The 24235-nt window shown below is 71.2% G+C and carries 23 protein-coding genes; 10 read left to right on the forward strand and 13 right to left on the reverse strand.

Annotation, left to right across the window (positions count from 1 at the left end):
* The 4 genes from VGO20_RS24405 to argH form a co-directional block, all read right to left on the reverse strand.
* Positions 1-2033 (reverse strand): TIGR02302 family protein (locus tag VGO20_RS24405; RefSeq protein ID WP_327505001.1); only part of this gene is annotated, 2033 nt, incomplete at its 3' end.
* A gap of 30 nt (positions 2034-2063) precedes the next feature.
* The gene (lysA, locus tag VGO20_RS24410) at positions 2064-3323 is read right to left on the reverse strand and encodes a diaminopimelate decarboxylase (RefSeq protein ID WP_327505002.1); all 1260 of its coding nucleotides are present in this window, start codon (positions 3321-3323) and stop codon (positions 2064-2066) included.
* Positions 3320-3511 (reverse strand): hypothetical protein, encoded by a 192-nt coding sequence (locus VGO20_RS24415; protein ID WP_327505003.1) that lies wholly within the window; start codon positions 3509-3511, stop codon positions 3320-3322. Before VGO20_RS24415 ends, lysA begins: the two co-directional genes overlap by 4 nt.
* The gene (argH, locus tag VGO20_RS24420) at positions 3508-4926 is read right to left on the reverse strand and encodes an argininosuccinate lyase (RefSeq protein ID WP_414639893.1); all 1419 of its coding nucleotides are present in this window, start codon (positions 4924-4926) and stop codon (positions 3508-3510) included. Before argH ends, VGO20_RS24415 begins: the two co-directional genes overlap by 4 nt.
* Positions 4927-4976: 50 nt before the next feature.
* Here argH and VGO20_RS24425 point away from each other — a divergent pair, with 50 nt between their 5' ends.
* Entirely contained in the window at positions 4977-5606 is a 630-nt protein-coding gene (locus tag VGO20_RS24425) for a TlpA family protein disulfide reductase (protein ID WP_327505005.1), read from the forward strand.
* Here VGO20_RS24425 and VGO20_RS24430 read toward each other — a convergent pair.
* From VGO20_RS24430 to VGO20_RS24460, 7 genes are all read right to left on the reverse strand, one after another.
* The gene (locus VGO20_RS24430) at positions 5555-7099 is read right to left on the reverse strand and encodes a hypothetical protein (RefSeq protein WP_327505006.1); all 1545 of its coding nucleotides are present in this window, start codon (positions 7097-7099) and stop codon (positions 5555-5557) included. The genes VGO20_RS24425 and VGO20_RS24430 overlap by 52 nt on opposite strands.
* 66 nt (positions 7100-7165) lie before the next feature.
* Complete coding sequence (locus VGO20_RS24435; protein WP_327505007.1) at positions 7166-8038, reverse strand: 3-hydroxybutyryl-CoA dehydrogenase; 873 nt, start codon at positions 8036-8038, stop codon at positions 7166-7168.
* Between the two features lie 31 nt (positions 8039-8069).
* The gene (locus VGO20_RS24440) at positions 8070-9011 is read right to left on the reverse strand and encodes an electron transfer flavoprotein subunit alpha/FixB family protein (protein ID WP_327505008.1); all 942 of its coding nucleotides are present in this window, start codon (positions 9009-9011) and stop codon (positions 8070-8072) included.
* Between the two features lies 1 nt (position 9012).
* A complete protein-coding gene (locus VGO20_RS24445; RefSeq protein ID WP_327505009.1) occupies positions 9013-9762 on the reverse strand; it encodes an electron transfer flavoprotein subunit beta/FixA family protein in 750 nt (249 codons plus the stop codon).
* Between the two features lie 166 nt (positions 9763-9928).
* The gene (locus VGO20_RS24450) at positions 9929-10498 is read right to left on the reverse strand and encodes a cob(I)yrinic acid a,c-diamide adenosyltransferase (protein ID WP_327505010.1); all 570 of its coding nucleotides are present in this window, start codon (positions 10496-10498) and stop codon (positions 9929-9931) included.
* 4 nt (positions 10499-10502) lie between these two features.
* On the reverse strand, positions 10503-10700 hold the full coding sequence (locus VGO20_RS24455) for a twin transmembrane helix small protein (RefSeq protein WP_327505011.1): 198 nt from the start codon (positions 10698-10700) through the stop codon (positions 10503-10505).
* A gap of 39 nt (positions 10701-10739) precedes the next feature.
* Positions 10740-12407 carry an acyl-CoA dehydrogenase family protein gene (locus tag VGO20_RS24460; protein ID WP_327505012.1) on the reverse strand — a complete coding sequence of 556 codons (1668 nt, stop codon included), beginning with the start codon at positions 12405-12407 and terminating at the stop codon, positions 10740-10742.
* Positions 12408-12548: 141 nt separating this feature from the next.
* Here VGO20_RS24460 and VGO20_RS24465 point away from each other — a divergent pair, with 141 nt between their 5' ends.
* On the forward strand, positions 12549-12950 hold the full coding sequence (locus VGO20_RS24465; RefSeq protein ID WP_327505013.1) for a hypothetical protein: 402 nt from the start codon (positions 12549-12551) through the stop codon (positions 12948-12950).
* A 14-nt stretch (positions 12951-12964) separates the two neighbouring features.
* Here the strand turns inward: VGO20_RS24465 and VGO20_RS24470 are convergent, their stop codons facing one another.
* Positions 12965-14140: an ROK family transcriptional regulator gene (locus tag VGO20_RS24470; protein ID WP_327505014.1), complete on the reverse strand. Its 1176-nt coding sequence runs from the start codon at positions 14138-14140 to the stop codon at positions 12965-12967.
* Between the two features lie 219 nt (positions 14141-14359).
* Between VGO20_RS24470 and VGO20_RS24475 the strand changes: the two genes are divergently transcribed.
* The 7 genes from VGO20_RS24475 (at position 14360) to xylB (ending at position 23012) form a co-directional block, all read left to right on the forward strand.
* Entirely contained in the window at positions 14360-15871 is a 1512-nt protein-coding gene (locus VGO20_RS24475; protein ID WP_327505015.1) for a sugar ABC transporter ATP-binding protein, read from the forward strand.
* Positions 15852-16853 (forward strand): ABC transporter permease, encoded by a 1002-nt coding sequence (locus VGO20_RS24480; protein WP_327505016.1) that lies wholly within the window; start codon positions 15852-15854, stop codon positions 16851-16853. Before VGO20_RS24475 ends, VGO20_RS24480 begins: the two co-directional genes overlap by 20 nt.
* A gap of 57 nt (positions 16854-16910) precedes the next feature.
* Positions 16911-17864 (forward strand): ABC transporter substrate-binding protein, encoded by a 954-nt coding sequence (locus VGO20_RS24485; RefSeq protein ID WP_327505017.1) that lies wholly within the window; start codon positions 16911-16913, stop codon positions 17862-17864.
* A gap of 68 nt (positions 17865-17932) precedes the next feature.
* Complete coding sequence (locus tag VGO20_RS24490) at positions 17933-18988, forward strand: sugar phosphate isomerase/epimerase family protein (RefSeq protein WP_327505018.1); 1056 nt, start codon at positions 17933-17935, stop codon at positions 18986-18988.
* A gap of 19 nt (positions 18989-19007) precedes the next feature.
* On the forward strand, positions 19008-20183 hold the full coding sequence (locus tag VGO20_RS24495) for a Gfo/Idh/MocA family protein (RefSeq protein WP_327505019.1): 1176 nt from the start codon (positions 19008-19010) through the stop codon (positions 20181-20183).
* A 19-nt stretch (positions 20184-20202) separates the two neighbouring features.
* Positions 20203-21519, forward strand: coding sequence for a xylose isomerase (xylA, locus tag VGO20_RS24500; protein ID WP_327505020.1), 1317 nt, complete (start codon positions 20203-20205; stop codon positions 21517-21519).
* Positions 21520-21536: 17 nt separating this feature from the next.
* Positions 21537-23012 (forward strand): xylulokinase, encoded by a 1476-nt coding sequence (xylB, locus tag VGO20_RS24505; RefSeq protein ID WP_327505021.1) that lies wholly within the window; start codon positions 21537-21539, stop codon positions 23010-23012.
* A gap of 20 nt (positions 23013-23032) precedes the next feature.
* Here xylB and VGO20_RS24510 read toward each other — a convergent pair whose 3' ends face one another.
* Positions 23033-23626 carry a helix-turn-helix domain-containing protein gene (locus VGO20_RS24510; protein ID WP_327505022.1) on the reverse strand — a complete coding sequence of 198 codons (594 nt, stop codon included), beginning with the start codon at positions 23624-23626 and terminating at the stop codon, positions 23033-23035.
* 55 nt (positions 23627-23681) lie between these two features.
* Between VGO20_RS24510 and VGO20_RS24515 the strand changes: the two genes are divergently transcribed.
* Positions 23682-24235 (forward strand): AzlC family ABC transporter permease (locus tag VGO20_RS24515; RefSeq protein WP_327505023.1); only part of this gene is annotated, 554 nt, incomplete at its 3' end.

Raw genomic sequence — 24235 nt, forward strand, 5'->3', positions numbered from 1 at the left:
TGGTCGAGCAGCTCCTGCTGGCGCCGGGACAACTCCTGAAGCTCCTGCATCATCTCGCCCGCGGGGTTCTGGCCCTGCTGCATCTGGGCCATGGTCCCCGCCCGCAGGTTCTCCATCAGGTTCTGGAGTTGGCTCAGCATCTGCCGGGCGGCGTCACGCGCGCCGGTCTCGGCCATCCGCCGCATCTGCTCCATCATCTGCTGGAGATCCTGGCGGTCGAGCATCTGGCCCTGCATCTGCGGCGGGAGCTGCTGCATGGGCTCGCCGCGCTCCATCGCCTGTCGGAGCTGTTCCTCCATCGCGTCGAGGAACTCGTTCATCGCGGTCTGCAGCTCGTCCATGAGGCGCTGGATCTCCTCGTCCGGCGCGTCGCGGTCGAGGGCGTCCATCAGCGCCTGCTGGGCATCGCGGAGGCTGCGCTCGGCGAGCGAGAGCTGCCCGTCCTCGACCCGCAGCGCGAGGTCCCACAGCAGGTCCTGGACCGCGACGGCGGCCTCCCGCGACCTGTCGAGGAACAGGCGGGCCACCGAGGTCCGCAATCCAAGGAAGACGACGACGTCCTCGTTGAAGAGCCCGGGCCGGACCGACAGGGCGCCGAGGGTCCGAGCCACGTCCTCGCGATCCGTCTGCGGGCGGAGGGTCAGCCGCCGCCGCTGCTCGATGATGGCGCGGGCGACGGGGTGGGTGAAGACCCGCTCCGGCAGTACGACGGAGACCTCCTCCGTCGTGCCGGTCTGGCCGGCGCCGTCCGTCGCCTCGACCCGGATCGTAACCGGCAGGCCGGCCCAGGGGTGGGGCGTCAGGTCGTGGTAGCCGTCGCCGACGACTTCCCTTGCCCGCGGCTTGGGGCGCGGGAGGGCCAGTGCGATCGGCGTGCGGTCGATGTCGGGGTCGGCCTCCGCGTCGAGGCGGATCACCGCGCCGGTCGCGACGATGCCGTAATCGTCCGCCGCCTCGTAGGCGAGGTGGAGTGCGCCGCGCTCGGCCGCTTCGGGCGGGGCCGTCAGCCTGACGGTCGGCGCCTGGTCGGCAATGACGGCGATCGGCCAGGAGCCGAGCACGGCCCCGTCCTGGTCCACCGTGATCGCCGAACCGTCGCCGACCGGCCTGGTGGCCTCGTAGCTGCCGGGCTCGATCTGCTCGAACGGGGTGCGGTTCCCGCCGGCATCCAGCGTCGGGACCGCCGTTCCGCCGGAGACGCGGGCGAGCACGACGCTGCCGGCGGGAACCCTGACCGCGGGGGTCGGGGCAGGGGCGGGGGCCGGAGCCGGGTTCGCGCCGGCCGCCGGGGCGGCCACCGTCACGTCGGCCGCCGGAGCGGCCACCATGGCGTCGGCCGCCAGGGCGGCCGGGGCATCGGGCTTCAGGAACACAGGGGGCAAGCCGGTATATTCCGGAGGCGTGACCCAGATGTCCAGGACGGGGGCGGCCGCCGGGGCAGCGGCATCGAAGCGTGGCGAGACCGCCGCCGACAGCCGCGCGCGCCAGTCCCCCCAGGACGCCGTCGCGGCGACGAACAGGAGAATACCGACCACCGCGCGCAGGCCCATCGTATCGCGCGCCGCGAGAAGGGGGTGCGGTGCGCGAACGCGCAGCGTGCGGATCTGGGCCAGCAGACGCTCGCGATGGACGCGCCACAGCTCGGCGGTCGCCGGATCCGCCGGGCCGCCGGCAAGCACGTCCCCGAGCGCGCCGAGCGGGCGGTGCGAGAGGCCGCTGTCGCGCTCCAGCCGGCGGATCGCCTCTTGCGTTCCGGGGAACCGCAGCCCGGAGAGGCCGCGGAACAAGGCAACCGCGAATGCCGCCGCGAAGGCGAGGAGCAGTGCCGCGTGCATCCAGCCGTCGAGGCGCGGGACGAGACCCGACAGCGCCACGGCGAGGAACAGGCCGGCAATGCCCGTAGCCGGCCACAAGGCCGGCCACAGCCTCTCCCAGGCGAGGGCCAGCCGGGCCAGCCGGAGGCGAAAGCCGGGCTCGGCCCCGGTACGACTATCGTGCCGACGCGCGCGCCGGAAGTCCTCGTGGTCGTTCATGGCCCCGGACGGGTCCCCAGCACCCCCTCGTCAGAGCCAGGCGGGGACCTCTTCCGCCGCCATCAGCTCCTCGATCGTCGGCCGTTTGCGGATCACCGCGAACTCCGACCCGTTCACCAGCACCTCGGGGGCGAGAGGCCGGGAATTGTAGGTCGACGACATCACCGCCCCATAAGCGCCGGCCGACAGGAATGCAACCAGGTCGCCGGCTCCGATCGGTGGCAACGCACGCTGCACCGCGAAGGTATCGCCGCTCTCGCAGACGGGGCCGACCACGTCCATCGGTTCCTCCGCCGCGTCCCGCGCGGGCTCGTCGACGGGCAGGATAGTATGCCAGGCGTCGTAAAGCGAGGGCCTGATGAGGTCGTTCATGGCCGCGTCCAGGATCAGGAAGTTCCTATGGACGCCGGCCTTGCGGTAGACCGTCCGCGCGACCAGGATGCCGGCGTTGCCGACCAGCGACCGGCCGGGCTCCAGGGTGACGTGGCAACCGAGACCGCCGGTCGTCGCGCGTACCAGCTCCGCATAGTCCGCGAGGGAGGGCGGCACCTCGCCGCGATAGGAAATGCCGAGCCCGCCGCCGAGGTCGACGCGGCGGATGTCGTGGCCGTCCTCGCGCAGCGCCAGCACCAGCGCGGCGACACGCTCGAAGGCCGAGCGGAAGGGAGCGAGGTCCGTGAGCTGACTGCCGATATGGACCGCGACCGATACCGGCCGCACGCCGGGCAGGGACGCCGCCCGGGCGTAGACCGAGCGTGCCAGCTCCATGTCGACGCCGAACTTGTTCTCCTTGCGCCCGGTCGAAATCTTGGCGTGGGTAAGGGCGTCGACATCGGGATTGACCCGGACCGCGGTGTCGGCGACGACCCCCATGGATGCCGCGACCTCGCTCAGGGCCTCGAGTTCCGGCAGGGACTCGACGTTGGTCTGGTAGATACCCAGCCCGAGCGCCGTCCGCATCTCGGCGCGGGTCTTGCCGACGCCCGAGAAGACGATGCGGGACGCCGGCACCCCGGCCGCGAGCGCGCGCTTCAACTCGCCCACGGACACGACGTCGGCGCCGGCGCCGAGCCGGGCCAGGGTCCGGATCACCGCGAGGTTCGAGTTGGCCTTGAGCGCATAGCAGATCGAGGCGTCCATGCCGGCAAACGCATCGGCATAGGCGCGATAGGCGGATTCCAGCGCGGCGGTCGAATAGCAGTAGAAGGGCGTGCCCACCCGTTCGGCGATGGCCGGCAGGGGGACGGATTCGGCATGCAGGACGCCGTTGCGATAGGTGAATGCGCTCATGGCGTTTCAGGCCTGGTCCGGGTCTCGGGCTCGTTTCGGGGGTTCGGGTAGGTGCGCGGGAAGCGGGTCGGGTCGGTGCCTACCGGCGGACGCAGCGCGCCGGGCTTCTTGCCGCAGGCGGCCAGCCCGAGCATGGCCGGGGCCAGCAGCAGAGCCAGCGCGGCGCGGCGCGACAGCGGGCCGCTCACAAGAAGCGCTCCCGGGCCGCCGCCGCGGCGCGGCGGACATTGTCGGGCGCCGTGCCGCCGAGGCTGGTGCGGCTCGCAACCGACGCGTCGACGCCCAAAACGTCGAAGATGGCCGCGGTGATGCGCGGCTCCACCCCGCGCATCGCCTCCAGGTCGAGCTGGTCGAGACGGCAGTCCTTCTCCTCCGCGAGCCGGACGATGCGGCCGGTCACATGGTGCGCCTGGCGGAACGGCAGCCCCAGTACGCGGACCAGCCAGTCCGCGAGGTCGGTCGCGGTGATGAAGCCGCGTTCGGTCGCCGCGCGCATGCGTTCCCTGCGTGGTGAAAGGTCGCGGACCATGCCGGTCGCGGCCGCGATCGTGAGGGCGAGAGTATCGTCCGTCTCGAAGACCGGCTCCTTGTCCTCCTGCATGTCCTTGGAATAGGCGAGCGGCAGGCCCTTCATGGTGACGAGCAGGCCGTTCAGCGCCCCGATCACGCGGCCGGCCTTCGCGCGGACCAGCTCGGCGGCATCCGGGTTCTTCTTCTGCGGCATGATCGAGCTGCCGGTCGTGAACGCGTCGGACAGGCGCACGAAGCCGAAGGGATCGGTGCACCACAGCACGATCTCCTCGGCGAAGCGCGACAGGTGCACGGCCGCGATCGAGGCCGCCGACAGGTACTCGAGCGCGAAGTCGCGGTCGGACACGGCATCGAGCGAGTTGGCGGTCGGCCGGTCGAACCCCAGCGCGGACGCCGTCGCCTCCCGGTCGATCGGGAACGAGGTGCCGGCCAGCGCCGCCGAGCCGAGCGGGCATTCGTTCAGCCGCGCGCGGGCATCGCGGAAGCGGCCGCGGTCGCGCCCGAACATCTCGACATAGGCGAGCAGGTGGTGCCCGAACGTCACCGGCTGGGCGGTCTGGAGATGAGTGTAACCCGGCATCACGGTGTCCGCATGGGCTTCGGCCTGCTGGATCAGCGCCTCCTGCAGCCCGGCGAGCCCGGCGTCCAGCCGGTCGATCGCGTCGCGGACCCAGAGCCGGAAGTCGGTCGCGACCTGGTCGTTGCGCGAGCGCGCGGTATGCAGCCGGCCGGCCGGCTCGCCGATCAGCTCCGCCAGCCGCGCCTCGACGTTCATGTGGATGTCCTCGAGCTCCGTCTTGAACTCGAAGTCGCCCCGGGCGATCTCTTCGGCGATGCGGTCGAGGCCTTCCTGGATTTTGCCGGCATCGTCGCGCGAGATGATGCCGCAATCCGCGAGCATGGCGGCATGCGCCTTGGAGCCGGCTATGTCCTGCGCCGCGAGCCTCTGGTCGAAGCCGATCGAAGCGTTTATGCGTTCCATGATCGCGGCGGGGCCGCGGGCGAAGCGCCCGCCCCAGAGCTGGTTGGCGGCGGACGGGCTGTCGGGTCTGGTCTCGGTCATGGATCGCACGGAAGTGAGAGGAAGAGGGCGTGGTCGCGAGGCTCGTCAGTATGCGGAAAATGGTGGCCGCCGCAATGCTCCTGGCCCTGGTGGCGGCCGTGGTCGGGGCGAGCGGCTGGTGGTTCGGGCCCGGTGCCGGGCCGGCGGCTCCGGCAAGCGGCGAGATGGCGAAGTTCCGCGAGACGCGGCCGCCGACTTCGGTGGCCGGTTTCGCCTTCGTGGATGGCGAGGGCCGGCCCGTCGCGATCGACGATTTCCGCGGCCGGGTCGTCCTGCTGAACCTGTGGGCGACCTGGTGCGCGCCTTGCGTGCGCGAGATGCCGGCGCTCGACCGGCTCCAGGCCCGGCTTGGCGGCCCGGAATTCGAGGTGGTCGCATTGTCGCTCGACCGCGGCGGCCGCGACCAGGTGGTCCCTTTCCTGGAGGGGCTCGGCGTCGAGAACCTCGCCATCTATCTCGATCCCGGCTCGGCGGCGATGCGCGAACTTTCGGCGCGCGGGCTGCCGACCACGCTGCTGATCGATCGGGAGGGCCGCGAGGTGGGGCGTCTCGAAGGGGCGGCCGAGTGGGGGTCGCCCGACGCGTTGCGATTGATCGAACACTATCTTGGTGAAGCGGAGCTCGGCGAGGCGGGAGCCTACGATGCCTCCGCCAGCAGGTATCCCCCCGACCCCGGCAGCGGCGCGTAGTTCAGGGCGGCGCCCCTGGCCGCCAGCACGGTGCGCAGGACCGGCGTCGCCACGACCTCGCCGGGTGCCGCCCGGGCGAGCGCCAGGGCGGCCGACGCCGCGGGGGCGGGATGAATGCCGCCGGGCCGCGGCTCGACCGCGATCGTCAGTCCGCACCCGGCGACCATGCCGGCCGGTTCGGGGCTTGCGCGGATCGCATCCCGGATCGCGCGCGCGGCGTCCAGGGCCGTCTCCAGGGCAACGAAGCCGGCGGTAACGGCGGTGCCGTCCCGCGTGAAGCCACGTCCGCCGAAGGCGCCGACGACGGCTTCGATCACGGGCGCGTGGGAAGGGTGCAGAGGCGCCACCGCGAGCACGACGAGGTTGCCGGCCCGCCCGCCGGCCCGACCCCCGGCGGCCGCCGCTTCGATCCAGGCGGCCAGCGCGGGACCGAGTTCGGCGCCGGCGCCCTTATCGCCGCTTGCGAGAGCGGTCAGGTCCTCGCGGCCGGCGCGGTAAAGGGCCTGGGCCTCGGGTGCCAGCAGCAGGTCGTCCAGGGCGGCCGCGAACCGCGACGCCTCGTCCTCCCGCTCCCCGAGCAGCAGCAGGCAGTCCGTGACGGGGTCGCGCCCGGACGCCCCGCCGGACCGGCGGGCATGCTCCGCGGCCGCGCCGGCGGCGTAGAGGCGGATCCCGAGCCGGGTCGCCTCGTCCGAGACCGTGTCCGGCATCTCGCCGTCGGTTCGGGCGAGTGCGTCCGCGAGCAGCCGGAGCACCGGGAACAGCGAATTCCGGTCGGGGGGCACGGCCGCGGCATCCGTCGATGCCATATCCGCCGGCGCCGCCTCCATCGATGGAGCTTCCGCCGACGGAGCTTCCGCCGGGACTGCCGGCACGGGCAAGGGCTCGCGCGTCCGTTCCGGCGGCGGCGCCGCAGCCGGATCCAGGCGGTTCAGTTCCCGGACCAGCAGCAGGCCGGCTGCAATCAGCACCGCGACCGCGACGGCGGAGGATGAGGCGCCGGACGTGCCGCCGCCGTCCGAGACGGCGTGCTGCATCGTGAGGAAGCCGAGGCACAGCGTCGCGATGCCTGCCAGCGCACCCTTCAGCAGTTGGCGTCCGGACGGCCGACGTGCGGGGGCGTCCGCCGGGACGAGGGGCGGCGGGATCGGCGGCAGGCCTTCCGCGATATCGTCCGCATTGCCGGGGCGCATGGGGAGGGCGCGCGCGGCGGACGGCCGGGGAACGCCCGGCCGCGAGGCGAGAAGGTCGAACTCCGGCACGTCGGATTTCTGGGCCCGGTAGGCGACGAAAGGCCTCGCGGCGCCGGAGCCGTCCGTCCGCTCGACGAGGATGCGGACCGCCTCGACCTCGGGCCGGGCGAAACAGGCGCGCCCGCGATGAAGCGCTTCGTCACGCGGCGCGTCGACGAGGGTGTCGAGCAGTTCCCAACGTCCGCGGACATAGCCGTAGATTTCCGCCGTCCGTGCCGGCGTCACGCTGCCGTCCGCCATCCGACACTCTCGAGACAGATATAGACGGTACCCATTCTAGCGTGCAGGTACCGCCCATGTCTCGTCTCAGCGGGTCGGGACCGGCGGGTTCTTGCTGTAGTCGTAGAAGCCGCGGCCGCATTTGCGGCCTACCCAGCCCGCCTCGACATATTTCACGAGCAGCGGGCAAGGCCGGTACTTGCTGTCGGCCAGTCCTTCGTAAAGGACGTTCATGATCGCGAGGCAGGTATCGAGCCCGATGAAGTCCGCAAGTTCGAGCGGCCCCATGGGATGGTTCGCGCCGAGCCTCATCGCGGTGTCGATCGCCTCGACCGAGCCTACCCCCTCGTAGAGGGTGTAGACGGCCTCGTTGATCATCGGGAGCAGAATGCGGTTGACGATGAACGCCGGAAAGTCCTCGGCGACCGCCGCGGTCTTGCCCAGCGCCGCCGTCAGGTCCCGGACGGCCCGGAACGTGTCCTCGTCGGTCGCGATGCCGCGGATCAGCTCGACCAGCTGCATCACCGGCACGGGGTTCATGAAGTGCATGCCCATGAACTTGTGCGGCCGGTCGGTACAGGCGGCGAGCCGGGTGATCGAGATCGACGAGGTGTTCGTCGCGACCAGCGCGTCGGGATTGAGATGCGGCACGAGCGCCTTGAAGATCGAGCGCTTGACCTCCTCGTTCTCGGTCGCGGCCTCGATCACGAGGTCGCAATCCCCGAACATCGCGAGGTCGGAGCCGGTCGTGATCCGGGCCATCGTGGCCTGTCTCTCGGTTTCGGCCACCTTGCCCTTGGCGACCTGCCGCTCGAGGTTGCGGTCGATACCGGCGACGGCGTTCGCCAGCGCGTCCCCGTCGATGTCCGACAGTTTCACCTCGAAGCCCGAAAGCGCGCAGACATGGGCGATCCCGCTGCCCATCTGTCCGGCCCCGATGACGCCGATCCTCTGGATCATCTCAATCCCCTGCGCAAGTCGTCAGGCGCGCTCAGCGCGCCTTGTCCAGTTCTTCGGTCAATTCGGGCACCGCCTTGAACAGATCCGCGACCAGCCCGTAGTCGGCAACCTGGAAGATGGGTGCCTCCTCGTCCTTGTTGATCGCGACGATGACCTTGCTGTCCTTCATGCCGGCGAGGTGCTGGATCGCTCCAGAAATGCCGACCGCGACGTAGAGCTCGGGCGCCACGACCTTGCCGGTCTGGCCGACCTGGTAGTCGTTGGGGACGTAGCCCGCGTCCACCGCGGCGCGGCTCGCGCCCACGGCCGCACCCATCTTGTCCGCCAGCTTCTCCAGGAGGACGAAGTTGTCCCCGGACTGCATGCCCCGGCCGCCGGACACGACGACGCGGGCGCTCGTCAGCTCGGGCCGCTCGGACTTGGACAGTTCCTGGCTCACGAAGCTGGACAGGCCGGCATCCCCTGCGGTCTCCACCGCCTCGACCGCGGCGCTGCCGCCCTCGGCGGCAGCCGGCTCGAACGCGGTGCCGCGGACCGTGATGACCTTCACTGCGTCGGCCGACTTCACGGTCGCGATCGCATTGCCCGCGAAGATCGGCCGCTCGAAGGTGTCGGCGCCATGCACGTCCGTGATCTCGGAGATCTGCGCGACGTCGAGCAGTGCCGCCACGCGCGGCATCAGGTTCTTGCCGAAGGTGGTGGCCGGCGCCAGCACGTGGCCGTAGCCGCCGGCGAGCCCGGTGACGAGCGGCGCCAGGTTCTCGGCCAGCGGGTGCGCGTAGTGGGGGGCGTCGGCCAACAGCACCTTGGCGACGCCCGCGACCTTGGCGGCCGCGTCCGCGGCTCCCCTGCAGTCGCTGCCCGCGACCAGGACGTGGACGTCCCCGCCGATCCGGGCGGCGGCAGTCACCGCGTTGAGGGTCGCCGGGCGCAGATCGGCATTCGAATGTTCGGCAATGACCAGCACGCTCATGTCAGATCACCCGCGCTTCGTTCTTCAGCTTCTCGACCAGTTCGGCTACCGACTGGACCTTCACTCCGGCCTGCCGCTTCGACGGCTCGGCGACCTTCACCGTGGTCAGGCGCGGCGAGACGTCGACCCCGAGCTCTTCGGGGGTCGTCTGGTCGACCGGCTTCTTCTTCGCCTTCATGATGTTGGGCAGCGACGCGTAGCGCGGCTCGTTCAGGCGCAGGTCGGTGGTGATCACCGCCGGCAGCTTCAGCTCGATCGTTTCCAGCCCGCCGTCGACCTCCCGCGTCACCGACACGGTGCCCGAGCCGGGCGACACCTTCGAGGCGAAGGTGCCCTGCGGCCATCCCAGCAGCGCCGCCAGCATCTGGCCAGTCTGGTTGCAGTCGTCGTCGATCGCCTGCTTGCCCATGATGACGAGCTGCGGCTCTTCCTTGCCCACGATCGCCTTCAGCGCCTTGGCGACCGCCAGCGGCTGCAGCTCGGCATCGGTCAGGACGTGGATCGCCCGGTCGGCGCCCATCGCGAGCGCCGTGCGCAGCGTCTCCTGGCAGGCCTGGGCGCCCAGGCTGACGGCCACGACCTCGGTGGCCGTCCCCGCTTCCTTCAGGCGGACCGCCTCCTCGACGGCGATCTCGTCGAAGGGGTTCATGGACATCTTGACGTTGGCCGTCTCGACTCCCGTGCCGTCCGCCTTGACGCGGATCTTCACGTTGTAGTCGACAACCCGCTTGACCGGGACGAGGACTTTCATTGCTTATCCTTGGCTGGCATCGACGATGGAACGCACGACAGGCGCCCGATGGCAGTCCGCGGCCGTCCTCCGATTGCAAATCCCGTCCGGCCGCCGCGAATCGTGGCGAACCATAGGATTGGGCGGAGAGCCTTGTCAATCCGGCCGAAAGCCGGATTTCCGCCGCTCAACGGTTGGCGCCGGGAACCCATAGCACGTCCTGGGTACCACCACCGTTCAGGTGGCGGGCCATCACGAAGAGATGGTCGGAGAGGCGGTTGACGTAGCGCAGCGCCGGGCCGCCGACGGGCTCGTCCATGGCGAGTTCGGTCATCAGCCGCTCCGCCCGGCGGACGATGGTCCGCGCGAGGTGGAGATGGGCCGCGGCCGGCGTGCCGCCGGGCAGCACGAACGAGCGCAGCGGCTGGAGCTGCGCGTTCATGGCGTCGATCTCGCGCTCCAGCCGCTCGACCTGGCCGTCGACGACGCGCAGCGGCGGATGGGGCGGATCTTCGCGCTCGGGCGTGCAGAGGTCCGCGCCCAGGTCGAACAGGTCGTTCTGGATGCGGGCGAGCATGGCGTCGGCGTCGGACGTCGCCGCCGTGTGCAGCCGCGCGAGGCCGAGCACGGCGTTCGCCTCGTCGACGGTCCCGTAGGCCGCGACGCGCAGGTCGTGCTTGGCGACCCGGCGCCCGTCGCCGAGCGACGTCTCCCCCTTGTCGCCCCCGCGGGTGTAGATGCGGGTCAGCCGGACCATGGCCTCAGCCCCCCGAGGACAGCAGCGCCAGGACGAAGAACAGCAGCGCCACTCCCTGGAGGATGACGCGCCAGCGCATCAGCCGGTTGCCGTTGCGGGCGCCGGACTCGCCGCCACGGGCCATCGTGACGATCCCGGCGAACAGCGACGCTACGACGGCCAGCATGGCGACGAGCATCAGGACGAAAAAGATCTGGCTCATCCCGTTCATATAGCGTGCCGGTGCCGCCGGGCACAGGTCTCAGTTCCGCGTCAACAGGCCGCGGGCGACGACATGGGCCTGGATCTCGGCGGCACCTTCGAAGATGGACAGGATGCGGGCGTCGCACAGGACGCGGCTGACCGGGTATTCCAGCGCGTAGCCGTTGCCGCCGTGGATCTGCACGGCGGCGTCGGCGCCCGCCCAGGCGACGCGCGCGGCCAGCAGCTTCGCCATGCCGGCCTCGACGTCGCAGCGGCGGCCGGAATCCTTGGCCCGCGCGGCGTGCCAGGCGAGCTGGCGCGCGACCATGGTCTCCGCCGCCATCCAGCCGAGCTTGGCGGCGACCCGCGGGAAGGCGATCAGCGGGCGGGAGAACTGCGAGCGGCCGCGCGCATAGTCGAGGCCGAGCGCCAGCGCGTGCCGGGCGACGCCGACGGCCCGCGCGGCGGTCTGGATGCGGGCACTCTCGAAGGTCTCCATCAGTTGGCGGAAGCCTCCGCCCTCAGCCGCGCCGAGCAGCCCGTCCGCCGGGACCTCGAAGCCGTCGAAGGCGATCTCGTATTCCTTCATCCCTCGATAGCCCAGCACCGGGATCTCGCTGCCGGTCATGCCCTTGGCCGGGAACGGGTCGGCGTCGTCGCCCCGCGGCTTCTCGGCCAGCAGCATCGAGAGCCCGCGATGGCCCGAGCCCGGCGGGCCGGTGCGCACCAGCAGGGTCATCAGGTCGGCCCGCGCGGCATGGGTCGCCCAGGTCTTGGCGCCGCCGACGCGGTAGACGGCGCCGTCCCGCACCGCCCGCGTCGTCAGGTTCGCGAGGTCGGAGCCGCTGCCGGGCTCGGTGAAGACGGCGGTCGGCAGCACCTCGCCCGAGGCGAGGCGGGGCAGCCAGCGCGCCTTCTGCTCCGGCGTGCCGGCGAGGCGGATCAGCTCGGCCGCGATCTCGGTCCGGGTGCCCAGCGACCCGACCGCCAGCGAGGCCGCGCACAGCTCCTCCGAGACGACGCACATCGCCGTCTTGCCGAGCCCGAGCCCGCCATGCTCCTCGGGCACGGTGAGGGCGAAGACGCCGAGTTCCGCCATCCCCGCGATCACCTCGGCCGGGATCAGCGCGTCCTCGCGGTGCCAGGCCTGGGCGTAGGGGGCGACCTTCTCGGCCGCGAACCGCGCGACCTGGTCGCGGATCGGGCCGAGCACCTCGTCCTCGCCGCTGCCGATGCCGTCGTCGCCGAAGCTGCCCGGGGCGAGCAGTTCCGCGGCCGCCGTCCGCGCCGCCGCGGTGGCGCCGAGGGTCGCCAGCCGCTCTACCGGCGGGGTCCGGAACCGCGCCAGCGCGGCCGCGTCCAGTCCCAGGTCGGCAGGCCGGACGATCTCGACCTGGCTGACCGGGATGCCGCCTGCGAGCTGGGCCAGGTATTCCCCGAAGGCGAGCTGGAGCAGCAGCGCCTCCAGCGGGCCGAGCCGGCCTGCCGCCTCCAGCCGATCGGCCCAGCCGAGCATCTGCCGCAGCCCCTCGACGGTGGTCGCCATCCAGGCGAAGCCATGGACGGCCACCTGGTGCCGGTCGAGCTCGGCCGGGTCCACCCGGCCAGCACTCGCGCCTACCGTTCCCGCGACGGCGCGCCGCGCCTCGTCGAGCAGCCCCTCGGCACGCGCCAGCGCGTCGCGGCAGGTCGGCAGCAGGTCGGGAAGCGGGGCGGCGGTGGCCATGTCGGAACTCCGTCGGCGGATGGCGCGGTCGAGGCTGCCGGAGCCCGCCGACCCGCGTCAACCACGTCTGCAACCATGTCCGTAACCGTATCTGCCGGCCGGCTGGCCTCCCGCGGCGATTCGGGCGAAGATCCCGGCAGGATGACCTCGCCCGATGCCACCGCCCTTTCCGGGCGCAACCATGCCCTCCAGCGCGCCGAGGGGCGGAGCTGGCGTACGCTGGCGGTCCGGCCCGGCCGGGAGGAGGGGATGCGGCTGTTCTCGGCTGCCGTCGAGGCCGAGCCGCGGCGCGTGCTGCGCCTGATCGAGGTTGACTTCAAGGACGGGTCCGACGGCAGGGAGTTCGACTGGCGCCTGATCGATCTGCACGACCCCCGTCGCCGCGGACTGGTTCCGGACCTGTCCCCCGCCGCTCCGGCGCCGGCCCGGAAGGTGCCGCCGTCCCGCGGGCGGGCGCGGGTGCCGGTACGCCTCTATGCCGGCGTGGTGGTGCTCGGCGCCGTCCTCGCCGCGGCGATCTGGTTCGTTACGCATGGGGTGTGAGACCCGGCGCCCGGTCAGGGCGCCGGCGGCGCCGGGGAGATCCCGTCGGGAGCCGCGAGGAAGCCTTCCATCGCGAGCGCCACGCCGCCCATCTGCACGACGTCGGCGCCGAGCGGCGAGACCTGGATGCGCATGCCGCGCCGGACCGGGTCGAGGGCATGCTCGGTCAGCGCGCGCTCGACCGCCGGGACGATGAAGTCGGCGACGAGCGCCAGGTTGCCGCCGAGGACCACCATTTCCGGGTTGATGAGGTTGCAGACATGCGCGAGCGCGGTGCCGAGCCGCTCGCCGACGCGTTCCAGGATCGCCAGCAGCGCCGGGTCCCCGGCCCGCGCCGCCTCGGCCACTTCCCACAAATCGGCCGGCGACCGGCCGGCGCGGAGCGCATCGGAGAGGATCGCAGCCTCCGACACGTAGGTCTCCAGGCATCCGCGCTTGCCGCAGCCGCAGGGCCGCCCGTCGGGCACCACCATGAGATGGCCGATCTCGCCGGCGAAGCCGCTGGCCCCCCGGTACGGCTTGCCGCCGAGGAACAGCCCGCCCCCGAGGCCGGAATCGCCGGTCACGTAGACGAAGTCGTCGACGGTGCGGCAGACGCCGAACAGCCGTTCCGCGATCGCCGCCGCTTTGGTGTCGTTGTCGATCCAGACCGGCGCCGCCACCACCTCCTGTATCAGCGGCCGGATCGGGGTGTCGCGCCAGCCCAGGTTCGGCGCCAGCACCAGCCGGCCGGTGCGGTCCATCAGCGCGGGCACGCCGACGCCGACCGCGCGCAGCCGCAGCCCGGCACTCCTGCAGACCGTCGCGATACCCTCGCCGAGCCGGCCGACCGCCGCCGCGACGTCCTTCGTGCCGGCGACATGGAGATGCTCGATCACCCGGCCGCCCAGCGTCGCAGCCACGATCCGGATCGTTCCCGGCTCGAGCCTGGCTCCGACCAGCATTCCCGCCGACGGCGGGATCGCGAGCGCCGTCTCCGGCCGGCCCACCCGGCGGTTCGCCGCGACCCCGCCGCGCTCGACGATGCCCTGCTCGGCGAGCTGGGCGACCACGGCCGAGATGGTCGCCTTGTCCAGGCCCGTGTACCGCGCGAGGTCGCGTTGTGAGCACCCCGGATGCTCCCGCAACGCGTGGAAGACACGCGCTACGTTGAAGCGCCGGATGGCGGTGGAGTTGACCCTCGGCGACATCGCCTCCTCGGCCCGGAGATTCGAACGTTGACGATCGTCCCGGACGCAGGTTACCGTCACATTAGTTCGAGGGTCTATTTAATTAGCGGTCCCACCACCAAAGAAGGACCGTGCACAGATCGGGCCGCGATCCGATCTGGAGACGACAAATCAGGCGCGGCTTTGCGTTCGCACCGGCGGAAAGCTGCATCAAGGCCTGCATTGGGGAGTGACAGCACGATGGCCGATCCGCTTCTGTCGGCGGAGGGCATTTCCCGTCGGTTCGGGCCCGTCCAGGTCCTGTTCGGCGTCGACTTCGACGTCCGTGCCGGAGAGGTGCACGCGCTGATCGGCGAGAACGGGGCCGGCAAGTCGACCCTGATGAAGATCCTCGCCGGCTATCTGGAGGCGACGGAGGGGACGCTGCGCTTCGCGGGCAGGCCCTACGGCGCCGGCGGGGCCGAGGATCTCGGCATCGTCCTGATCCACCAGGAATTCAACCTCGCCGAACACCTGACGGTGGAGGAGAACGTCTTCCTCGGCCGCGAGCTGCGCCGGGGCTTCCTGCTCGACCGCCGCGCGATGCGCGAGCGGGCGCACCAAGTGCTGGGAGAGCTGGAATGTCCGGTCGACCCGGCGGCCCGGGTGCGCGACCTCTCCGTCTCCGAGCGCCAGATGGTCGAGATCGCCAAGGCCGCGTCGCGCGACCTCCGCGTGCTGATCATGGACGAGCCGACGGCCGTGCTGACGAAGTCGGAATCGGCGGTCCTGTTCCGCCTGATCCGCCGCCTCAAGGACCAGGGCGTCGCGGTCGTCTACATCTCCCACAAGCTCGACGAGGTGAAGGAGATCTCGGATCGCGTCACGGTGCTGCGCGACGGCCACCTGATCGCGACGCAATCCACCGGCGATCTCGACCAGGACGCCATGGCCCAGCTGATGGTCGGCCGGGCGATCAGCGACATGTACCCGCCGAAGGATCCGCCGCCTGCCGATGCGCCGGTCGTGCTGTCGGTCGAGGGCGTCACGGTCCCGGGCTGGGTGCGCGACGCCTCATTCGATCTCCGGCGCGGCGAGATCCTGGGCTTCGCGGGTCTGGTCGGCGCCGGCCGGACCGAGCTGATGGAAGGCATCCTCGGCTTGCGGCGACGCACCGCCGGAACGATCAGCCGCGACGGCGCCCGGGTCCGCATCCGCAACGTCGGCGACGCGACCGCCGCCGGCATTGCCTACTTGACCGAGGACCGGAAGGGCAAGGGACTGCTTCTCGGCAAGCCGCTGCGCGAGAACCTGACGCTTCTGGCGCTCGGCCGCTTCGGGCGCGTGCTGATCGACGAGCGCGCGGAGGAGGCGGCGCTGGAGCGTGCGGTGCGCGACTTCGACATCAGGGTGCGCGACCCGGGCGTGCCCGCCGGAGCACTCAGCGGCGGCAACCAGCAGAAGCTGCTGCTCGCCAAGACGATGCAGGTCGAGCCCTCGATCGTCATCATCGACGAGCCGACGCGCGGCATCGACGTCGGCACCAAGCGGCAGATCTACCTTTTCCTGCACGACCTCGCCCGGCGCGGCATCGCGGTCGTCGTGATCTCCTCGGAGATGGCCGAGATCATCGGGCTGGCGCACCGGGTCGTAGTGATGCGCTCGGGCACCATCACCGGGATCCTCGAAGGCGCCGCCATCGAGGAAAACGAAATCGTCCGGCATGCCACCGGGCTCAAGGGGACAGACCGGAATGCAGTCGTCAGCGCCTGACACCGCCCGCAGGCCGTCCGCCGGCTTGGACCTGAAGGTCTACGGGCCTTTCCTGGCCCTGGCCGCGCTGATCCTGCTGGGCGTGCTGGTGAACCCCGTGTTCCTGAGCCCGGGCAACATCATAAACGTCCTGACCCGTACCGCCTTCATCGGCATCATCGCGGTCGGCATGACCTTCGTCATCACGACCGGCAACATCGACCTGTCGGTGGGTTCGATGGCCGCCTTCGCGGCCGGCGTCGCCATCGTGGCGATGAACGCCCTGGCCGGCCCGCTCGGCAGCGGCTGGGCCGTGGTCCTCGCCGGCGTCGCGGTGGCCCTCGCGTTCAGCCTGGCCGCCGGTTTCCTCAACGGCATCCTCGTCACCAAGGGCCGGATCGAGGCCTTCATCGTGACGCTCGGCACGATGGGGATCTTCCGCTCGCTCGTCACCTACCTGGCCGACGGCGGGACGCTGACCCTCGATTCCACGATCCGCGCCACCTACCGGCCGGTCTATTACGGCGGCTTGTTCGGGATATCGTACCCGATCCTGCTCTTCTTCGCGGTAGCGGCCGTCGGCGCGCTGATCATGTATCGCACGCCCTTCGGCCGCTACTGCGCCGCCATCGGCTCCAACGAGGACGTCGCGCGCTACTCCGCGATCAAGGTCGACCGCGTGAAGCTGCTCGCCTTCGTCTTCCAGGGGCTGTGCGTGGCGCTCGCGGTCATCGTCTACGTGCCGCGGCTGGGCTCGGCTTCGGCGACGACGGGCCTGCTCTGGGAACTCGAGGCGATCGCCGCCGTCATCATCGGCGGCACCATGCTGAAGGGGGGCCACGGCCGCGTCTGGGGCACGGTCGCGGGCGCCGTCATACTGACCCTGATCGACAACATCCTCAACCTGACGGGGGCGATCAGCGTCTACCTCAACGGCGCCATCCAGGGCGTCATCATCATCGTCGCGGTGCTGCTCCAGAGGAGCGGCGCGTCGCGGCGCTGAGTACGAGGGCGGCATGCCGCCCCCGCAACGATCACTATCAATGGGAGGAACAGGGACATGAAGCGCAGACTGGGTGTGATTTCGGCCGCCATGGCCGGCCTGCTGCTCGCTCCGGCGGTCGGAGTGGCGCAGGAAACCGTGAAGATGGGCGTGTCGATCCCGGCGGCGACCCATGGCTGGACGGGCGGGCTGAACTGGCACGCCCAACAGGCGGAGAAGGAACTGGAGGAGCGGTACCCCACGCTCGACGTCGTGCTCGTCTCGGCATCCGACGCGGCCCGCCAGGCCAATGACCTGGAGGATCTCGTCTCGATCCACAACATCGACGCGCTGGTGATCCTGCCGTTCGAATCGGCGCCGCTGACCGATCCGGTCCGCCAGGTGAAGGACCAGGGCAAGTTCGTGACCGTCGTCGACCGTGGCCTGACCGACCCAGGCATCCAGGACCTCTACGTCGCAGGCAACAACCCCGAGATGGGGCAGGTCTCGGCCCGCTACATCGAGGAGAAGCTGGGCGGCGAGGGCAAGATCGTCGTCCTGCGCGGCATCCCGACCGTGATCGACAACCAGCGCGTCGACGCCTTCATGAAGGAGATCGAGGACAGCAACATCGAAGTGCTGGGGATGGAATACGCCAACTGGAACCGCGATGACGGCTTCCGGGTGATGCAGGACTTCCTGGCCCGGTTCCCCGAGATCGACGCCGTCTGGGCGCAGGACGACGACATCGCGCTCGGCGTCATCGAGGCGGTCCAGCAGGCCGGCCGCGAGGACGAGATGTTCATCCTCGGCGGTGCGGGCATGAAGGACATCATCCGGCGCGTGATGGACGACGACAAGCTGGTGCCCGCGGACGTGCTGTACCCGCCGGCGATGATCGCGGAGGCGATGGAGATCACGGCCCGGCATCTCGTCGAGGGCGAGCCGATCGAGAAGGAATACATCCTCGAGGCGACGCTCGTCACACCCGAGAACGCCGAGCAGTACTACTACCCGGACTCGCCGTTCTGATCCCGCGCGGCGGGCGGGCACCGGCCCGCCCGCCGCCACGGCGACACGAGCAAGGGAGGCCGATGGCCATGAAGACGATCAAGGGACCCGCGATCTTCCTCGCCCAGTTCGCGGGCGACGAGCCGCCGTTCGACAGCCTGGGCGCGATCGCGCGCTGGGCGGCCGGTCACGGGTACGAGGGCGTGCAGATCCCCTCGTGGGATGCGCGCCTCTTCGACCTGGCCAAGGCGGCCGAGAGCAAGGACTACTGCGACGAGGTCAAGGGCACGCTGGCCGAGGCCGGCGTCGAGCTGACCGAGCTGTCGACCCATCTCCAGGGCCAGCTCGTCGCGGTCCATCCCGCCTATGACGAAGCGTTCGAAGGCTTCGCCGCCCCCGAGGTCCGCGGCAATCCCAAGGCCCGGCAGGAATGGGCCGTCGATCAGCTCATGAAGGCCGCGCGCGCGTCCGCCAATCTCGGGCTCGGTGCCCACGTCACCTTCTCCGGCGCGCTCGCCTGGCCCTACGTCTATCCGTGGCCGCAGCGCCCGGCCGGGCTGATCGAGACCGCCTTCGACGAGCTGGCGCGGCGCTGGCGGCCGATCCTCGACGCGTTCGACGAGGCCGGCGTCGACCTCTGCTACGAGATCCATCCCGGCGAGGATCTGTTCGACGGCGCCACCTTCGAGATGTTCCTGGAGCGCGTCGGCAACCATCCCCGCTGCAACATCCTGTACGACCCGAGCCACTTCGTCCTGCAGCAGCTCGATTACCTCGGCTTCATCGACGTCTACCACCAGCGCATCCGGATGTTCCACGTCAAGGACGCGGAGTTCAACCCGTCGCCCCGCCAGGGCGTCTACTCGGGCTACCAGCCCTGGATCGACCGCGCGGGCCGCTTCCGCTCGCTCGGCGACGGCCAGATCGATTTCGGCGGCATCTTCTCCAAGCTGACCCAGTACGGGTTCGAAGGCTGGGCCGTGCTCGAATGGGAGTGCTGCATCAAGCATCCCGAGCAGGGCGCCGCCGAGGGGGCGGACTTCATCCGCAGCCACATCATCCGCGTCACCGAGAAGGCGTTCGACGACTTCGCGGGCAGCGGCACGGACCAGGCGGCCAACCGCCGCATGCTCGGCATCGGCTGACGCGCCCGGGGGAGGGATCATGACCATCGAAGGCAAGCAGACCGGGACGGCGCGGCGGCGGCTGCGCCTCGGCATGGTCGGTGGCGGCCGCGGCGCCTTCATCGGCGCCGTCCACCGCATGGCGGCCCGGCTCGACGACCGCTACGAACTGGTGGCCGGCGCCCTGTCCTCCGATCCGGCGCGGGCGAAGGAGAGCGGGGCCGACCTGTTCCTGGCCCCCGACCGCTGCTACGCGTCGTGGCAGGAGATGGCGCGTGCCGAGGCGGCGCGGGACGACGGGATCGACGTCGTGGCGATCGTGACGCCGAACCACATGCATCACGGGCCGGCCAAGGCCTTCCTGGAAGCCGGCATCGACGTCATCTGCGACAAGCCCCTGACGACGGCGGTCGAGGACGCCGAGGACCTGGCGGTCACCGTCGGGCGCACGGGCCGGGCGTTCGTGCTGACCCACAACTACACCGGCTATCCCATGGTCCGGCAGGCGCGCGCCATGATCGCGGCCGGCGCGGTCGGCCGCATCCGGGTGGTCCAGGTCGAGTACCCGCAGGACTGGCTGACGACGCGGATCGAGGAGGACGGGCAGAAGCAGGCCGCCTGGCGGACCGACCCGTCGCGCAGCGGCGTGGCGGGCTGCGTCGGCGACATCGGCACGCACGCCTTCAACCTCGCGGAGTTCGTCACCGGGCTGCGCTGCGAGGCGCTGGCGGCCGACCTCACCAGCTTCGTCGAGGGCCGCGCGCTCGACGACAACGCCCACATGATGCTGCGCTTCGCCGGCGGCGCGCGGGGCATGCTGTGGGCGAGCCAGGTGGCGCCCGGCTGCGAGAACGGCCTCAAGCTCCGGGTCTACGGCGAGAAGGGCGGGCTCGAATGGCGGCAGGAGCATCCCAACCAGCTCCGTCACGCGCCCTTCGGGGAGCCGCCGCGCGAGATCGCCCGCGGCAGCCACGGCGCCGGGCCGGAGGCGGCCCATGCGACGCGCATCCCCTCGGGCCATCCCGAGGGCTATCTGGAGGCGTTCGCGCAGATCTACCGCGACGCCGCCGACCTGATCGAGGCGCGCTCGGCAGGGCGCAAGCCCGACGCGGCGGCGGCGCTGCTGCCGACCGTGCAGGACGGGGTCCGCGGCGTGCGCTTCATCCACGCGGCGGTCTCGTCCGCGCGGCAGGGCGCGACCTGGATAGATTTCTGAAGGAACGGGAGGTTCCGGCATGACGGACGAGATCTTCGGCGGCATCGGGCGGGTCCGGTACGAGGGGCCGGATTCCGGCAATCCGCTGGCGTACCGCTGGTACGACGCGGACCGCCCGGTCCTGGGCCGGCGCATGGCCGACCATCTCCGCATCGCGGTATGCTACTGGCACAGCTTCTCCTGGCCGGGCACCGACCCGTTTGGTGCCGCCACCATCGACTGGCCCTGGCTGCGGCCGACGGACCCGGTGGCTGCGGCCGAGGCGAAGCTCGTGGCGGCGTTCGAGTTCTTCGAGAAGCTCGGCACGCCCTTCTTCACCTTCCACGACCGCGACCTCTCGCCCGAGATGGGCAGCCTGCGCGAGACCGCGGCGGTGTTCGACCGCCTGCTGGAGCGTACGCAGGGCGCCATGGAGCGTACGGGCGTGCGGCTGCTGTGGGGCACGGCGAACCTGTTCTCCCATCCCCGCTACATGGCGGGGGCGGCGACCAACCCCGACCCGGAGGTGTTCGCCCACGCGGCCGCCCAGGTGCGCCACGCGCTGGAGGCCACCCACCGGCTGGGCGGCGAGAACTACGTGCTGTGGGGCGGGCGCGAGGGGTACGACACGCTGCTCAACACCGATCTGCGGCGCGAGCTCGACCAGCTCGGCCGGTTCCTGTCCATGGTGGTCGAGCACAAGCACAAGATCGGCTTCCAAGGCACGATCCTGATCGAACCGAAGCCGATGGAGCCGACCAAGCACCAGTACGACCGCGACGTCGCGACCGTGCACGGCTTCCTGCGGCGCTACGGGCTGGAGCGCGAGGTCAAGGCCAACATCGAGGTCAACCACGCCACGCTCGCCGGGCACAGCTTCGAGCACGAAGTCGCGACCGCCTTGGCGCTCGGCCTGTTCGGCTCGGTCGACGCCAACCGCGGCGACCCGCAGAACGGCTGGGACACTGACCAGTTCCCCAACGACGCGGGCGAGCTGGCGCTGGCGCTGCGCCACATGCTGGAGGCCGGCGGCCTGACGACGGGCGGGTTCAACTTCGATGCCAAGCTGCGCCGCCAGAGCATCGAGCCCGTCGACCTGTTCCACGCCCATGTCGGCGGCATCGACACGCTGGCGCGCGCGCTGCTGATCGCCGCGCGCATGGTCGAGGACGGCGAGCTGGCCCGCCGGCGCGACGAGCGGTACGCCGCCTGGGACGGCGCGCTCGGCCGGGACATCGCGGAAGGCCGGCTCGACCTGGCCGCGCTCGCCGACCTGGCGGTCGAGCGCGGCCTCGACCCGAAGCCGCGCTCGGGCCGGCAGGAGGCGCTGGAGAACCTGGTCAACCGCTACGTCTGAGCCTCGGAGGACGGCCCGTGTTCCTCGGCATCGATCTCGGCACCTCGGCGGTCAAGGCCGTCCTCGTCGGCGCTGACCAGCGCGTCGTCGCCCAAGCTTCCTCGCCGCTCGAGGTGCGCCGCCCGCACCCGCTGTGGTCGGAGCAGGACCCGGAGGACTGGTGGCGGGCGGCCTCGGCCGCCGTCGGCACGTTGCGCGACGGCCATGCCGGGGCGATGCGGGCCGTTCGGGGCATCGGCCTTTCCGGCCAGATGCACGGGGCGACGCTGCTCGACCGGGCCGGACGGGTGCTGCGTCCCGCGATCCTGTGGAACGACGGGCGCAGCGGCGAGGACTGCGCGGAGCTGGAGCGGCGCGTTCCCGCCCTGGCCGAGGTGACCGGCAACCGGGCGATGCCCGGCTTCACCGCGCCCAAGCTGCTGTGGGTCGCCCGCAACGAACCCGAGGTGTTCGCCTCGGTCGCCACCGTCCTGCTCCCCAAGGACTACCTGCGCCTGCGCATGACCGGGGTGCACGCGACCGACCTGTCGGACGCGTCGGGCACGCTGTGGGTCGACGTGGCGCGCCGGGCCTGGTCGGCGGAGATGCTGGAGGCGACGGGACTGTCGGAAGCGGCGATGCCGTCGCTGCACGAGGGCACCGAGGCGACGGGAATGCTGCTGCCCGAGGTCGCGTCGTCCTGGGGGCTCGCGGACGGGGTCGTCGTCGCGGCCGGTGCCGGCGACAATGCCGCCGGCGCTGCCGGCGTCGGCACGGTCAAGGCCGGTTCCGCCTTCCTGTCGCTCGGCACCTCCGGGGTCCTGTTCGCGAGCAACGAGCGCTTCTCGCCCAACCCCGGCCGCGGGGTGCACGCCTTCTGCCACTGCCTGCCGGGACGCTGGCACCAGATGTCGGTGATCCTCAGCGCCGCGAGCTGCCTGTCGTTCGTGGCGCGGCTGACCGGCGCGGCCAGCGAGGGCGCGCTGCTGGACGAGGCGGCGGCGTCGCATGACGACATCGGGTCGCTGGTGTTCCTGCCCTATCTTTCCGGCGAGCGCACGCCGCACAACGATCCGCACGCCAAGGGCGTGTTCTTCGGCATGACGCACGGTACCGGGCGGGCGGAACTTGCCCGCGCCGTGCTCGAAGGCGTCGCCTTCGCCTTCGCCGATGGCCAGGAGGCGCTGGAGCAGGCCGGCACCCGGCTCGGCACGCTCCAGGTGATCGGCGGTGGCGCTCGCAGCGCGCTGTGGGGCCGCATCCTCGCGGGCGTTCTCGGCCGGCCGCTGGCCTATCCGGTCGGCGCGGATGTCGGGCCGGCGTTCGGGGCCGCGCGTCTCGGCCGGATCGCCGCGACCGGCGAGGCGGCGGAGGACGTGTGCGTGCCGCTGCCGGTCGAGCGCATGGTCGAGCCGGAACCAGGGATCGCGGAGGCGGCCGCACCGCGGCTGCGGCTGTTCCGGGAGCTCTACCCGGCGCTTCGGGAGGCGTTCGCCCGGGCCGACGCGCGGTAGGCAAGGTCTCCGGCACTCCGTCAGACGTGCTCGATGACCATCACGGCGGTCGTGGCGGGTTCGAGGGCCTCGAAGACGTGCCGGCCGTCGGCCGGATAGGTGGCGTAGTCGCCCGTGCCGAGTTCAACCGGCTCCTCCGTCGGACCCAGCCGAGCCCTGCCGCTGCACAGGACGACGTGTTCCCGCGTTCCCGGCGGATGCGGCTTCGAGACGTGCGGAACGCCGGGCTCGACATGGATCGCGTATATGTCCCGCCGGGCGCCGGGGGGACAGGAGGCGAGAAGCCGGGCCGTATAGTCGGCATGATCGGAACGGGTGGCCGGCCCCTGGCCCGCGCGGACGACCTTGACCGGCGGCGGCGGGGGCTCGATCAGGCGGCTGACGGGCACGCCGAGGGCGACGGCGAGTGCCCACAGCGTCTCGATGCTCGGATTGCCGATTCCCGCCTCGAGTTGGGAGAGCGTCGATTTGGCGATCCCCGCCCGGCGGGCCAGCGCGCTCGCCGAGACGTTGGCCCGCTCCCGCTCCCTTCGAATCGACGTCGCCATGGAGGCGATCATCGCGTCCTTTCCGGAGGTGGCATTCTCTTGCGACTGCGCGATCGTGTTCGCCATAAACTCCTGCCTGTTCGAATTGACGAACGATGGGGTAGCGTTCATTATAGCGAACATGAGTGCGATTCATAAGACGATGGACACCGCCGTCGGCCGCGACGTGGCCTTGGTCTGCGCGGCCAACGCGATCGTCGGCGCATCTTTCGGGGCGATCAGCGTTTCCGGCGGCCTGCCTCTCTGGGTGCCCGTCGTCATGTCGCTGGCCGTCTTCGCCGGGGGTGCCCAGTTCGCGGCGGTGGGCATCGTCCTCGCCGGGGGCGGTCCGGCCGCGGGTGTGCTGGCGGGATTGGTTCTGAACCTTCGCCTGCTGGCCTACGGGTTCGCGGTCCGGGACCTGGTCCAGGGGGCTTGGTGGAAGCGCCTGCTGGGCGCCCATCTCACGATGGACGAGGCCGTGGCCTTCGCCCTGCGTCAGACGGATCCCGTGCGCAGGCGCGCGGCGTTCTGGCTGTGCGGCATCGCCCTGTTCGTGTCCTGGAACGTCGCCGTGGCGCTCGGCGGGTGGGCCGGGGAGGCGATCGGCGACCCTGGCGCCCTGGGCCTGGATGCGGCGTTCCCGGCCGTGCTGCTGGCGCTCGTCCTGCCTGCGCTTCGGGATCGGCGCACGCG

This window comes from Arenibaculum sp. (assembly GCF_035998295.1).
Lineage (GTDB): Bacteria > Pseudomonadota > Alphaproteobacteria > Azospirillales > Azospirillaceae > DASYHS01.

Bases quoted from the DNA above. Each gene is read 5' to 3' on its own strand.
- VGO20_RS24490 (WP_327505018.1), top strand. From the start codon at position 17,933: ATGAAGACGATCAAGGGACCCGCGATCTTCCTCGCCCAGTTCGCGGGC.
- VGO20_RS24445 (WP_327505009.1), bottom strand. From the start codon at position 9,762: ATGAAAGTCCTCGTCCCGGTCAAGCGGGTTGTCGACTACAACGTGAAG.
- xylA (WP_327505020.1), top strand. From the start codon at position 20,203: ATGACGGACGAGATCTTCGGCGGCATCGGGCGGGTCCGGTACGAGGGG.
- VGO20_RS24435 (WP_327505007.1), bottom strand. From the start codon at position 8,038: ATGATCCAGAGGATCGGCGTCATCGGGGCCGGACAGATGGGCAGCGGG.
- VGO20_RS24470 (WP_327505014.1), bottom strand. From the start codon at position 14,140: ATGTCGCCGAGGGTCAACTCCACCGCCATCCGGCGCTTCAACGTAGCG.
- VGO20_RS24485 (WP_327505017.1), top strand. From the start codon at position 16,911: ATGAAGCGCAGACTGGGTGTGATTTCGGCCGCCATGGCCGGCCTGCTG.
- VGO20_RS24475 (WP_327505015.1), top strand. From the start codon at position 14,360: ATGGCCGATCCGCTTCTGTCGGCGGAGGGCATTTCCCGTCGGTTCGGG.
- VGO20_RS24455 (WP_327505011.1), bottom strand. From the start codon at position 10,700: ATGAGCCAGATCTTTTTCGTCCTGATGCTCGTCGCCATGCTGGCCGTC.
- VGO20_RS24510 (WP_327505022.1), bottom strand. From the start codon at position 23,626: ATGGCGAACACGATCGCGCAGTCGCAAGAGAATGCCACCTCCGGAAAG.
- lysA (WP_327505002.1), bottom strand. From the start codon at position 3,323: ATGAGCGCATTCACCTATCGCAACGGCGTCCTGCATGCCGAATCCGTC.
- VGO20_RS24480 (WP_327505016.1), top strand. From the start codon at position 15,852: ATGCAGTCGTCAGCGCCTGACACCGCCCGCAGGCCGTCCGCCGGCTTG.
- VGO20_RS24430 (WP_327505006.1), bottom strand. From the start codon at position 7,099: ATGGCGGACGGCAGCGTGACGCCGGCACGGACGGCGGAAATCTACGGC.
- VGO20_RS24440 (WP_327505008.1), bottom strand. From the start codon at position 9,011: ATGAGCGTGCTGGTCATTGCCGAACATTCGAATGCCGATCTGCGCCCG.
- VGO20_RS24460 (WP_327505012.1), bottom strand. From the start codon at position 12,407: ATGGCCACCGCCGCCCCGCTTCCCGACCTGCTGCCGACCTGCCGCGAC.
- VGO20_RS24450 (WP_327505010.1), bottom strand. From the start codon at position 10,498: ATGGTCCGGCTGACCCGCATCTACACCCGCGGGGGCGACAAGGGGGAG.
- VGO20_RS24425 (WP_327505005.1), top strand. From the start codon at position 4,977: ATGGTGGCCGCCGCAATGCTCCTGGCCCTGGTGGCGGCCGTGGTCGGG.
- VGO20_RS24465 (WP_327505013.1), top strand. From the start codon at position 12,549: ATGACCTCGCCCGATGCCACCGCCCTTTCCGGGCGCAACCATGCCCTC.
- VGO20_RS24495 (WP_327505019.1), top strand. From the start codon at position 19,008: ATGACCATCGAAGGCAAGCAGACCGGGACGGCGCGGCGGCGGCTGCGC.